Raw genomic sequence first — 11,855 nt, forward strand, 5'->3', positions numbered from 1 at the left:
TCAGCGGGGCCAAATGATCTTGCAGGACAACAGGGCAGGGTCAGTCTCCGTTCAAACCGGCCCGCGCGCTGCGCTCGCGGGCGGCGGTTTTCGGACCCCGACCGCGCATATAGTGGCGCTCGGGATAATAGCGCTCTGATGTATGAAGGAGTGCGGTGATCCGTGCAACGAGACGCGACACGATTTCGATCAGGCGGTTGTGCATGTAGCCATTACCTTCCTGCGGTCAGCCAGAACAGCTTCGCTCTCATGTTCGCGCAGATCACCGATCTCATCCATTTTGACGTCGAGCAGCCGCAGCATCCGTTCGAACTCGGCATTGTAGGCGGGATCATTCGCAAGATTGCGCAGTTCATGCGGATCGGTCTCACAATCGAAGAGCTCCCACTCAGGCGGTTCGTCTCCGTGCTGCGCCCCGATCTGGTCAAGCGGGTCATTGTACCAATAAATCAGCTTCCAGCGGCTGTCCCGGATGCCATAATGCGCGAAGGCATTGTGAATTTCGTCCCTGTGCATCCAGTAACGGTGATAGGCGACCTGTTGCCAGTCGGCGCCAGCTTCCCCGCGCAAGAGCGGCCTCAGGCTGTTGCCCTGCATATAGCTGGGAAGGGGCGCGTCGGCGAAATCAAGAAAAGTGGGTGCGAAGTCCACGTTGCAGGCGATCTGCCGTGAAGTGCTCCCCGGCTCGATCTCGCGGGGATAGCGGATCAGAAATGGCATCTGCAGCGATTCCTCATACATGAAACGCTTGTCAAACCAGCCATGTTCGCCAAGGAAAAACCCTTGGTCTGATGTGTAGATGACGATGGTGTCTTCGGACAGTCCCTCGGCATCGAGATAGTCCAGGAGGCGCCCGACATTGTCATCGATGCCGGCAATGGTTCGAAGGTAGCGCTTGATGTAACGCTGGTATTTGAACAGGTCCAGCTCACGCTTGCTGTCAAACGTGTAGACCTCGCCCGTCGCACGATCGATCAGGCGCAGATTGCTGACATCGTCATCGTTCGGGACCTTGCGCATGGTCGATCCTGGCTGCCCGAGTTCTCCCACTTCAGCGCCGCCCTCGGGCATCACCAGCCCCAGGTCCTCATAGCTCATATCGACCCGCACGCGCATTTTCGCAGCGGCCGCGGCCGCGGCCCGGTTGTCATACGCGTCGTCGTAGGTCGCTGGAACCGGCAGATCATCTACATAGAGATCGCAATAGCGTGGATGCGGAACGAAGGGGCGATGGGGTGCCTTGTGATGACACATCAGAAAAAAGGGCTGTTCGGCATCGCCGCGCTGCAGGAAATCGATGCACTGATCCGTGATGATATCGGTCGCATAACCAGGGTGAACGGTTTCTCCCGCAGGGCTGATCATGACCGGGTCGAAATAGTCGCCCTGCCCGGGCAGAACCGACCATTCATCAAAGCCTGTCGGTTCATGCGCACGGCCCTCACCCAAATGCCATTTGCCGAACATGCCGGTCCGGTATCCGGCGGCGCGCAGATGCTTGGCAACATGCGGCAGGCGGTTGTCGATATGGGTATCCAGCGTTGTTACGAGGTTCACGTGATTGTAGGTCCCGGTGAGGATCGCCGCCCGGCTTGGAGTGCAGATTGAGTTGGTGACATAGCATCCATCCAGCCGCATTCCTTCCTGTGCGAGCCGGTCGATGTTCGGCGTGTGATTCAGGCCCGATCCGTAGGCCGAGATCGCAGCGGCGGCGTGATCGTCCGCCATGATGAACAGGATATTGGGGCGCTTCGTCATGTTGTCCTCGGAGAACTGGCTAGTCTGGTGCCGACCGCGTCCCGTACGCGGCCGGTCCGGTTATCGGTGACGATCAATCGGCGTAGAGGTCGCCCAGATAGAAGTCTGAAGCTGGCAAAGGGCTCTCAATTTTGCCGAAGGTCTGATAAAGGCCAGCCAGCGTGTCAAACCAGTTACTCACCTTGCCTTCGCGCGTCAGTACTTCCAGCTCGGCGCTGGAAGGCAGTTTTGCCAGTTTGGATTCGGCCAGCAATGGCTCCATGGGAACATTCAAAAAGTCGGCTGTGATCTTGACCGATTGTTCGGGATTGGCGCGCCGGAAATCGGTCGCTTCCTTGATGACAGCATTCACCTTGCGAATGACATCGGCATTGCCGGCCATGTCATCGCTGACGATAAAACTGCTGGGAAACGCGATGTCGGGAAAGAAGTCCTCGTTGGATGCCAGTTCCTGCAGGCCCTCGACCCGCTTGGCAATGACATCCACGAAGGGATACCAGATCCCGGCACCATCAATCTGGCCTGAAGCGAAAGCCGTTACGATGGTACTCGGATCCATCTTCACGGCCTGGACATCGTCCATCTTCATACCTGCTTTCTCCAGCGCCAGACGCAGGAGCATGTCGCCGGAGGTGCCTTCCGGCACGCCGACTTTCCTGCCTTTAAGACCCTCAATTCCCTTGATGCCGGGTTGTGCAATCACACGATCCGTGTAGCCGAGTGCGTTGACGGCGATCACCTTGGCCTGCCCGCTTGCCGGAAGCCAAAGCGCGCCGGGGCCGATATAGGCAAAGTCCAGAGAGCCGGCGTTCAGGGCCTGAACCTGGATCGGACCGTTAGTGAATACCTTCAGTTCAGCTTCCAGCCCATGTTTTTCCCAAAGCTCCTGATCGCTCGCGATAGCGGCGATGCTGGTTCCGAAATAGTCGGCGATATAGCCCATGCGGATCTGATCCGTCTCCTGGGCGACCGCGGGTGCGGCCAGGGCAGCGGATGCCGTGATCGCAAAGGCGGCGGCGATGAAATTGCGTTTGGTGAGATGCATGAATTTCCTCCCTGTCATGCGTTGCTTTCGTGGAAATTTGTCAGGCAGCCTTGGACTTGCGGGTGTAGACCGCGTGCCAGACCCGGTTGCGAATTTCGGTGAACTCCGGCGACAGACGAATGTCCTCATTGCGCGGAAACGGCAGATCGACTTCGATGATTTCCTGGAGACGGCCGGGACGGGCGGCCATGACGATGACTCGATGCGCCAGATAAACGGCTTCGTCGACGTCATGGGTGATGAACATGACCGTCCGGCGGTCGCGCGACCAGGTGTCCAGCAACTGGTCCTGTAGCCTAACGCGGGTTAGCGCATCCAGCGCGCCAAATGGCTCGTCCATCAGCAGCACCGATGGATTCACCGCATAGGCCCGAGCGATTGCACAGCGCTGTTTCATCCCGCCCGACAGCATCTTGGGCAGGGCATCAGCGAAATCTGCCAACCCGACAAGCTCGATATAGTGCATGGCACGGCTGCGCCTTTCGGCGACCGGCAAGCCCTGCAACTTGAGGCCGAACTCGACATTCCTGCGCACGGTCAGCCAGGGAAATAGGGCGTATTGCTGAAAGATCACGCCTCGGTCGGGTCCAGGGCCGCGAACCGCCTTGCCGTCAACGAGGCACTGCCCTGATGTGGCTTCCTGAAGCCCTGCCACGATGTTCATGGCAGTGGACTTTCCGCAGCCCGATGGCCCGACGACAGTAACGATCTCACCATCGGCAATGTCGAGATTCAGCTTCTCGAGAGCGATAAAAGCATTCGGACCCGTGCCGAAGATTTTGCCAACGTTGTCAAAGTGAATCTTTGGAATGGTGGCCATGGTTCAGACCCTTTCCTGCCAGCCGGTCAGGCGCTCGTCTGCCCACACCACGATGCGGTCCATGATCAGGCCGAGAATGCCGATTGAGATCAGGCTGACGAAGATTGTCGGCAGGTCGTAGTAGAGCTGGGCCTGCTGCATCCGAAAGCCGAGACCCGACTGGGCGGCGATCAGCTCTGCCGCGACCACTGTAGCCCAGGCCGCACCCAGCCCAATTCGAAAGCCCACCAGTATGAACGGTGTGGAAGCTGGAATGACGACATGCGAGAATATCACCCGGTCAGATGCGCCGAGGACGCGAGCCGCATTGATATAGGTTTTGTCCACGCTGATGACGCCTTGATATGTGGCGACCACCGAGGACAGGAACGCAGCCAGAAAAATCACGAATATCTTTGGTTTTTCGTCGATCCCGAGTGTGACGATGGCAAGCGGTATGATCGCCAGTGGCGGCACGACGCGAAAGAACTGAATCCACGGATCGATCAGATTGCGGGCAATTCTGTACCAGCCCATCAGGAAACCGACAGGCACTGCAGCCAGAGAGCCAAGGGCAAAGCCGATGAGCACTCTTTGAAGGGAGGCCGCCATGTCGCCGAACAATTGGCCATTTGCGACGAGTTCGATAAAGCGCCTGAGAACTTCCGGTGGATTGGGAAGAGCGGAAAGACCTGCCAGAACTGCAAGCCACCACAAGCCAATACCGGCGACAAAGGATATGGCGCCGAGCATGATGGCGGTGCCCCTTGCAGATAACAGCTTCGGCTTTTCGGTCGCGAGTTCGCTGACCACGGACATAGTTTCCCCCTCCCTGAAGGGCCCTCCAGCCCCGATCTATCGATATGACATTCTGGTTCAGGCCGGTTCCATGTGAGCGGTGCTCAAGAGTGGCGCCGGCCCTGTGCGATAGAAGAATGCCTCAAGGCCGATGCAGGCAGCTCCGCGCGCCCCGATGGGTTTATCCAGCCCGGTGCGGTTGATGGTCAGGCCTTCACGCTGCTGTGGCATGACGCGGCGTGGCAAATCTCGGCGCAGATCGGTCAGAAGCTGTTCCGGTGCCGAATGCAAATGACCGCCAAGCCCTACGCTGTCGGGCGACAGGAGCGTCACGGCGGTTGAGAGTGCTTGCAGGAAACGCTGATAAAGATCCGGCCAGGCTTCGCTCTCCATTGCTCTGGCGATCAGCCCCTCGGGCGGTACCGCGTCAAGCCCGATACACTGCAGGATCGGCTGTTCGGAAAAATATGTTTCCAGGCAGCCGCGACCGCCGCAGCGGCACGGCGGGCCTTCGGGATCAAGAACGATGTGGCCAATTTCGACGGGACCGCGCGCGGCACCGCGTTCGGTTGAATGCGCCCCTTGGGCGAGGCCGGCGCCAATACCGCGTCCCATAAAGACATGCAGGGTGCGGGCCGAACTGCGATTGCGGCCGTACTGCGTTTCTGCAAGAGCAATTGCCGTCGCATTGTGTTCGAGAATTGCAGGCAGTCCCAGGCGTTCCTCGAAAAGTGCGGCAAAGGGCACATTTGTCCAGTTGGTGAATGATGAATGGATATTGACGCGCCGGGCGCGGTCCACACCGCCGGGCAAACCCACGCCTATGCCGATAAGGCGGTTGCGCGGCAGACGGCTGGTGTCGATCAGTTGCGTCGCTATCTGGGCAGTTCGATCGACAAGCGCTTCCACCGGCATGTTCAGGTCAAATGTAAAGCCATCCTCGGCCACGACATTGAGGAGCACATCGGCAATCACAACGCGGGTTCGTCCTGCCGACAAATGAATGCCAATCACGTAGCGCGCATCGGAGCGCAGGGACAACGCCACCGGTGGGCGCCCGGGGCCACTGTGGTTGTCGACCTGACGTTCGTCGAGAATGCCTTGCTGCATGAGGGATGTGGCAATCTTGGTAAGGCCGGCCGACGATAGGCCTGTCGCACGAACAAGGTCGGCCCGGGAGGCCGGGCCACTATCGCGCAGCAGTGTCAGGATTTGTCCGGTCGCGTTCACAGGACCCTCATTTATTTTTCTTACTGAGTAAATTAAATGAATTGGTGTGTCAATCTGTTTCTTGTTGGGCTGGAACCGGCCATGAACCGGTGGCCCAGCGTGTGGATTCGCCGGACCGGCCTGTGAATGAGAAATTGAGACGAAAGGGTTGCCGGCAACAGGGGCAGTGTTCTGGGATTGGGCAGGACGCGGCAATGGCGCAACCAGCTTCCAACAACCCGACCACCCTCTCACAAGCCCGCTTGACGCTGCGGCCGGGTCGCCGATTAATGCGCGCTGCAGGGTTATGATGTAACGGTAGCCTATCAGCTTCTCAACTATCGATGCATGCTGTAACTATATATTTGTCAATGGCTTAAGCATCGTTGGTGTCCTGGAGTGCGCCGGGAATTCTGGCTTGCAGGGGAGGAAACGGCCCCGGTTTTCCTTCAGGTCAAATCCAGAAATCCCAGCGCGTTCGTTGATCCGGCGTTCTCAATTCAGCGGGCGAGGCTGCTGTCGCTTTCGATTGGGACCTTCAGCGCAGCGCCATGCTTGGCATACGGTCATTGCTGCGTCTTATGTTTCCGCGCGCTATTCGAACTCTCCAGACCTCAGTCGGCCCGCACCCCCAGGTAATGGAGCGAAAAGACGGTTTCAGCTCTGTGCCTGCGCAGCGTACACGATCGCCGGACTCCCCTGTGGATACGGCGATTGTGACAGCCGCGCACGGGCTGCGGCGTTGAACAGGCGGAACCCCTCATTGGCTCTGCCCTACCATTCATGCCCCAGGTTTCACTCCAAGCGTGCTGTCGCGTTCGAAATCCCGTTGCAGGTCGCTCGGATGAAGACGATACTGTCGCTGGTCACGGCAGGGAGCATCCAGGATCGTTGGAGTCTGCCCCTCCTCTATGTCGTTGATCCAGGCGAGCAATCGGGATTTGAGATCGTCGGCGATCTCGCGGAACGCAGGCATGCCGATCAGGTTCACCATTTCATATGGGTCGGCGTTGAGATCATAAAGATAGCTTTCGCGGTAAATGTCGGCACGTGGCTGGTCGCTGTCATAGTCCGCTGTCACTCCATATTTCCAGCGATGCGTCCGCAGTGCGCGACCGGTTTCCGTCTCGCTGATCTGGAAGAACAGGTCGTCGCGCCAGGGCGCGCGTGCGTCGCGGACCACCGGCAGCGCGGAACACCCCACCATGCTGTCTGGAATGTCCAGGCCTGCCGCATCGATCAGCGTCGGCGCGATATCGACCGTGCTGAAGAGCGCACGTACCTGACCGCCGGCCTGAAAGCCCGGACCGATGGCCATCGTCGGCACGCGCACTGCGCTTTCGTGACAGGATCTTTTGTACTCGGCGTTGCGCGTCTTGAAGTGGCAGGCGTGGTCAGACGTGAAGAGAACAATCGTGTTGTCCAGCATGTCGAGACTTTTCAGGGCATCGATCAGCCGCCCGAAGGCCTCGTCCAGGCGCTTGACCATTCCGTAGTACCCACCCAGGTGCCAGGTGCTGGTTCCTTTCAGCGTGGCAAGGTCCGGTGGTGTCCATTGCGTCGCGGTCAGTGTCTCCCGATATCCTTCAGGTGGCGGATAATCGTCGGTATGGTTCTGATGGTGTGGCTCCAGAAACGATACGAAGAGGAAGAACGGGTCGTCACGATGGGCGTCGCAGTACCGGATTGCGGCATCGGTCAGCGCATCGACACGGTAGCCAGGCAGCTTGCGTTTGTGTCCCTCTTCATCGAACAGAACTGCGTCGTAGGCGTCCGAGATGAATTCCAGATGATTTGCTGCAAGCCATTCCTGATAGCCTCCGCGCAGGCGTTGCGGGACCGGATCCTGGCCGGCGAGATGCCATTTCCCGATATAGGCGGTTGCGTAGCCGCTTCGCGAAAACACTTTCGCCAGGGTCTCCTGGTCTTCAGGTAGCGGTATCTCATTTCGAAACACACCGGTCTGGGTTGCAAAGCGCCCTGTCTGGAGTGCGGCCCGCGCCGGTCCGCAAAGCGGCTGGCAGGCAAAGGAATTGTAGAAATGCGTGCCTGAGCGAGCGAGACGATCGAAGTTGGGAGTAAGACCCATCGGATTGCCGTGCGCTCCGGTGGTGTCGTGTCGTTGCTGATCGGTAAAAAAGACGATGACGTTTGGGCGCGCCATTGCAAGAATCCTCCTGTGCGCAAACCTTGTATGCTGGTTGCACTGAGAACCTATGCTGCAGCTTCCAAAAGAAAAAATGACTAATGTGGCCGCCAGGAATAACCTTTGGGAATATTGTCGCCCGGCCTGCAATATTCCTCGAGAAGCGCCAGCGCGCGTTGTACGATCGGGTAGCGGAGGCTGGACTTCCGGTACCAGACGCCGGTGCGAAAGCGCCAGATAGGATCTTCCAGTGGCAGGCGAACAAGGTCCGCGTCTTTTGCAGCGCCCGCCAGGGAGGTTGGAGCTGCCGTCAGATAACTGGTTCCCCGAACCATGAAGAAACTCGCTGAGAGCGCATCCACTTCCATGCTGACGCGGGGAGTCGGCAGGCCATTCTCGTGATAGTAGCTCGTGAGGCGCTGCGTCATGTGACCGTCACGCTTGTAGATCACCCAGGGTTGCTCGCGCAGCAGTCCTGGCTGGATGAATGTTTTCCTCGCAATTGGATTCTCACGCCAGCAGAATGCGCCGATCTCCACCTGCATGAGTTCACGTGTCTGTATGGCTTCTGGCGGTGCTGCAACAAACGCGCCAAGGAGTAAATGAATGGAACCATTCTCCAGCCGCGCGAGCGAACTGGCAGCCACGTCAAATTCCAGAACGAACCGTGTGTGAGGGAACTCCGCGCTGAGCGCCTTCACCAGACGGGGCGCTATTCGCATGTGGTAGGCCGCGCCTGCAGCAATCGAAAACTCCTGCAGCACACCCGACCGGTGCGCGTCGGCCTCTTCAAAGGCCTGGCGGTAATGTGCATCGATCGCCCGGGCGCGTTTGAGAAACATCTCCCCTTCTTCGGTCAACACCATGCCGCGGGGAGTCCGCAGGAAAAGCTGCATGCCGAGACCATCCTCCAGCCGCCTGATGCTCTTGGTGAGCGCGGGCTGGGTCAGGCCAATGCGCGCCGCTGCCGCCGTCAGGTTTGCATGCTGTGCAACGGCCAGAAAGGCTTTGAGCGTGCGATCCATGAGATATTCCCTATGGTTATTTCCAAGCGCACACTAAATCATTTTTCGTACTCTTCGAGAAGGCCTAAGATTGGATCTGCTTGGGGCAATGCCTGCGTGGCATGCCCTGCAGTGCCAGGGAGGATGTTTATGCGTGCGATTTTTTGCCTGTTCGACTCGCTCAACAGATCCGCCGTGAATGCCTATGGGACGAGTCGCATAGCGACCCCCAATTTCGACCGGTTTGCAAAGCGGTCGCAGGTCTTCGACCAGCATTATGTCGGCTCGCTGCCATGTATGCCCGCGCGTCGAGACATGCATACCGGCCGGCTGAATTTCATGCATCGAAGCTGGGGGCCTCTGGAGCCCTTCGACAATTCCTTTCCCGAAGTTCTCAAGGGCAAGGGCATCCATAGTCATCTGATCACCGATCATCTGCACTACTTTGAGGACGGAGGCGCCACCTACCACAACCGCTTCACCAGCTACGATTTCATCCGGGGGCAGGAATATGATCCCTGGAAGGCCATGGTGCAGCCGCCTCTGGAGCGGTTTCGTGAAATCTACTCGCAGAAGCACTATCCCGTTGCGGAAGGAGATGAAGCTCAGGGCCGAAAATCTGTTCGCCTGCAGCATGCGGTAAACAATCTCTTCATAAAGGAAGAAGAGGACTACCCGGGGCCGCGCTGTTACGCCTCGGCTCTGGAATTTCTCGACACAAACCGGGATGCGGATGGCTGGTTCCTGATGGTGGAATGCTTCGATCCTCACGAACCTTTCTGCGCACCCGAGCGCTACAAAGACGCATACAGAACCGGCTGGAACGGAGGTGTTCTGGATTGGCCGCTCTACGCGAAGGTGAATGAGAGCGAGGAGGAAATCGCCGAGATCCGGGCCAATTATGCGGCGCTGGTGGCTATGTGTGACGAGTATTTCGGTCGCTTGCTCGACCGGATGGACGCTCACGATATGTGGGAGGACACGGCACTGATACTAACCACGGATCACGGCTTTCTGCTCTCCGAGCACGATTGGTGGGGCAAGAACCTGCAACCCTACTATCAGGAACTCGCCAACATTCCGCTGATGGTGCATGACCCGCGCCGTCCGGAACTGGCAGGGACGCGATCGCAGGGATTGACCCAGACACCAGACCTGATGCCCACGATCCTGGACCTCTTTGATCTCCCGCCACCTGAGGAAGTGCGGGCGGCTTCCGTCCTTTCAGACGCCAGGCGGGAGGTCATAATTTACGGCATGTTCGGCGGCCCCATCGGTGCCACCGATGGGCGTTACAGCTACTACCTCTATCCGGAAGATCTCTATGCCCCGGGGCTGCACGAATACACCTTGATGCCCACGCATCTACGTACCCGTTTCAGCGCATCCGAGATGAAGACGGCCGAACTTGTGCACGGCTTCAACTTCACCCAGGAGATGCCTGTGTTGAAGGTCGACGCCCTGATGGATGCAGCGCGCATCCCCATGCACGACGGCGAGGCTTTCCGGGACACCGGCACGCGGCTCTACGACCTTGAAAACGATCCAAAGCAGGAGAAGCCATTCCGCAACGAGGTCGTCGAGACCCGTCTGCGTGGGGCAATCAGAAAAATTCTGGCCGAGCATGATTGCCCGGCTGAGCTCTACGCTCGCTATGCGCTTGACACGCCGGAAAACGTTCCGGTGCTGGCATCTGGTTGATCAGGTGCTTGCCGCTATCGGCACAAATGGGAGGAGAAAAATGAAACAATTTGCAATCAGATCAATGGGCGCCATCGCCCTTGCCGGTACATTTGGCGCGGTCCTTGCCACGACAGCCCTGGCTGCGGACCCCATCACCATCCTTGTGAACAACTCGCCCTGGTATGGCGGCTTCGAAGCGGTTGTTGAGAAGTATGAGGAAGAAACCGGCAATACCGTCAAAATTGATCGTACACCCTATCCTGGAATGCTCGAGAAAGGGCGCAATGCAGTGCGGGCGGATCAAAGCCCCTACGAACTCATCAATATCGATGCTGGCTGGGTCGTCGAATTCTATGACGGCGGCTTTCTCACCCCGCTCGACGAGATTGATCCGGACTTCAGTTTCGCACCTGAAATCATCACCAATGGTGGAGCGGTGTTTTGGAATGAGGAAAAGGGCTGGACCACTGCGAAGGGTGGCCGGGCAATGACCTTTTCACCCAACAGCAACACACACCTGTGGTACTATCGGACGGACATGATTGACACGCCACCCGAAACCTATGACGACGTGTTGGCGAACTGTCAGGCATTGCACAATCCACCACAGACCTACGGTGCCGTGATGCGCGGTGAGCGTGGAAATGCGATCCGCTTCGCCTTCACCCCACATATGTTGGCTTATGGTGGCTCCTTTCTCCAGGATCCGGAAAATGGAGATTTCACCGTAACCATCAACAGCCCGGAAAACCTTGAAGCGCTGAAGACATTCCTGCAGATCATGGAGAATTGCAGCGTGGAGAACCCGGGCGCGGTGGCGCAGGGCGATCTCGTCCAACTCCTTCTGACCGGAAAGGCGGCGCAGGCACAACTCGTCGTGGCTGCTCAATCGCAGATGGATGACCCGACCAAGTCTGCCGTGGTCGGCAAGATCGGTTATGCGCCGATGCCCAACGTAGCCGAGAGGCAGAAGGCGGGCGTGTTCGGTGGCTGGCAGATGGGGGTGCCGCACAATTTGCCCGATAGCCGCAAGCAGGCGGCAATGGAGTTCATCAAATACTTTCTGACCGAAGACGCGCAGACTTACTACGCGGAGAACGGCGGTATCCCGGTCCATATGGGTGTGTTGCGCGGCCCGCTTTCTGAACAGGACAAATTCCGTTGGATGCAGCCCTATGCCGAAGTGGCTCAGAATGCCTCGGCTGTCTTGCTGTTCAAGGAAGGCGCGCAGATTGAGGAGATTCTCGGCCTCCGGCTCAACCAGGCTGTCATTGGAGAGCTCGGTCCGGAGGAAGCGCTCAACCTTGCTGCAGACGATGCGTTCAAGGTTCTGCAGGAAAGCGGTCGTTCAACCGGAAAGCTTGCGGATCTCTGAGGTCCTCAGCGACGCTCCGCGAATGGGGCGCCTCCACG

At 58.4% G+C, this 11,855-nt stretch carries 10 protein-coding genes; 2 read left to right on the forward strand and 8 right to left on the reverse strand.

The genetic code is table 11. The features are described 5' to 3' along the window. Window positions 1-40: 40 nt before the first annotated feature. The 8 genes from KUG85_RS07395 to KUG85_RS07430 all read right to left on the reverse strand — a co-directional run bounded on the left by KUG85_RS07395 (window position 41) and on the right by KUG85_RS07430 (window position 8,780). The gene (locus KUG85_RS07395; RefSeq protein ID WP_223005278.1) at window positions 41-205 is read right to left on the reverse strand and encodes a hypothetical protein; all 165 of its coding nucleotides are present in this window, start codon (window positions 203-205) and stop codon (window positions 41-43) included. Further along, window positions 190-1,758, reverse strand: a complete 1,569-nt coding sequence (locus KUG85_RS07400) for a sulfatase family protein (RefSeq protein ID WP_223004722.1) — start codon at window positions 1,756-1,758, stop codon at window positions 190-192. Before KUG85_RS07400 ends, KUG85_RS07395 begins: the two co-directional genes overlap by 16 nt. 73 nt (window positions 1,759-1,831) lie before the next feature. Continuing rightward, complete coding sequence (locus tag KUG85_RS07405) at window positions 1,832-2,803, reverse strand: aliphatic sulfonate ABC transporter substrate-binding protein (protein WP_065817175.1); 972 nt, start codon at window positions 2,801-2,803, stop codon at window positions 1,832-1,834. 40 nt (window positions 2,804-2,843) lie between these two features. Beyond that, window positions 2,844-3,623: an ABC transporter ATP-binding protein gene (locus KUG85_RS07410; protein ID WP_065817174.1), complete on the reverse strand. Its 780-nt coding sequence runs from the start codon at window positions 3,621-3,623 to the stop codon at window positions 2,844-2,846. A 3-nt stretch (window positions 3,624-3,626) separates the two neighbouring features. After that, window positions 3,627-4,421: an ABC transporter permease gene (locus KUG85_RS07415; RefSeq protein WP_065817173.1), complete on the reverse strand. Its 795-nt coding sequence runs from the start codon at window positions 4,419-4,421 to the stop codon at window positions 3,627-3,629. 57 nt (window positions 4,422-4,478) lie between these two features. Further along, window positions 4,479-5,825 carry an ROK family transcriptional regulator gene (locus KUG85_RS07420; protein ID WP_223004723.1) on the reverse strand — a complete coding sequence of 449 codons (1,347 nt, stop codon included), beginning with the start codon at window positions 5,823-5,825 and terminating at the stop codon, window positions 4,479-4,481. A gap of 565 nt (window positions 5,826-6,390) precedes the next feature. Continuing rightward, complete coding sequence (locus KUG85_RS07425) at window positions 6,391-7,773, reverse strand: sulfatase-like hydrolase/transferase (RefSeq protein WP_065817171.1); 1,383 nt, start codon at window positions 7,771-7,773, stop codon at window positions 6,391-6,393. Window positions 7,774-7,853: 80 nt separating this feature from the next. Continuing rightward, window positions 7,854-8,780 carry a LysR family transcriptional regulator gene (locus KUG85_RS07430; RefSeq protein WP_223004724.1) on the reverse strand — a complete coding sequence of 309 codons (927 nt, stop codon included), beginning with the start codon at window positions 8,778-8,780 and terminating at the stop codon, window positions 7,854-7,856. A 129-nt stretch (window positions 8,781-8,909) separates the two neighbouring features. Here KUG85_RS07430 and KUG85_RS07435 point away from each other — a divergent pair, with 129 nt between their 5' ends. Both KUG85_RS07435 and KUG85_RS07440 read left to right on the forward strand, forming a co-directional pair. Next, window positions 8,910-10,460: a sulfatase gene (locus tag KUG85_RS07435; protein WP_223004725.1), complete on the forward strand. Its 1,551-nt coding sequence runs from the start codon at window positions 8,910-8,912 to the stop codon at window positions 10,458-10,460. Then, the gene (locus tag KUG85_RS07440; protein WP_245291840.1) at window positions 10,384-11,817 is read left to right on the forward strand and encodes an extracellular solute-binding protein; all 1,434 of its coding nucleotides are present in this window, start codon (window positions 10,384-10,386) and stop codon (window positions 11,815-11,817) included. The genes KUG85_RS07435 and KUG85_RS07440 overlap by 77 nt, the downstream gene beginning before the upstream one ends. Window positions 11,818-11,855: the final 38 nt, after the last annotated feature.

Origin of the sequence: Nitratireductor rhodophyticola (genome assembly GCF_019891355.1) — a bacterium.
In the GTDB taxonomy this organism is placed as follows: domain Bacteria; phylum Pseudomonadota; class Alphaproteobacteria; order Rhizobiales; family Rhizobiaceae; genus Nitratireductor; species Nitratireductor rhodophyticola.

What these genes read in the sequence shown, in the direction of transcription:
- KUG85_RS07395 (WP_223005278.1), bottom strand. Translation starts at nt 205, where the DNA reads ATGCACAACCGCCTGATCGAAATCGTGTCGCGTCTCGTTGCACGGATC.
- KUG85_RS07400 (WP_223004722.1), bottom strand. Translation starts at nt 1,758, where the DNA reads ATGACGAAGCGCCCCAATATCCTGTTCATCATGGCGGACGATCACGCC.
- KUG85_RS07405 (WP_065817175.1), bottom strand. Translation starts at nt 2,803, where the DNA reads ATGCATCTCACCAAACGCAATTTCATCGCCGCCGCCTTTGCGATCACG.
- KUG85_RS07410 (WP_065817174.1), bottom strand. Translation starts at nt 3,623, where the DNA reads ATGGCCACCATTCCAAAGATTCACTTTGACAACGTTGGCAAAATCTTC.
- KUG85_RS07415 (WP_065817173.1), bottom strand. Translation starts at nt 4,421, where the DNA reads ATGTCCGTGGTCAGCGAACTCGCGACCGAAAAGCCGAAGCTGTTATCT.
- KUG85_RS07425 (WP_065817171.1), bottom strand. Translation starts at nt 7,773, where the DNA reads ATGGCGCGCCCAAACGTCATCGTCTTTTTTACCGATCAGCAACGACAC.
- KUG85_RS07430 (WP_223004724.1), bottom strand. Translation starts at nt 8,780, where the DNA reads ATGGATCGCACGCTCAAAGCCTTTCTGGCCGTTGCACAGCATGCAAAC.
- KUG85_RS07435 (WP_223004725.1), top strand. Translation starts at nt 8,910, where the DNA reads ATGCGTGCGATTTTTTGCCTGTTCGACTCGCTCAACAGATCCGCCGTG.
- KUG85_RS07440 (WP_245291840.1), top strand. Translation starts at nt 10,384, where the DNA reads ATGATTGCCCGGCTGAGCTCTACGCTCGCTATGCGCTTGACACGCCGG.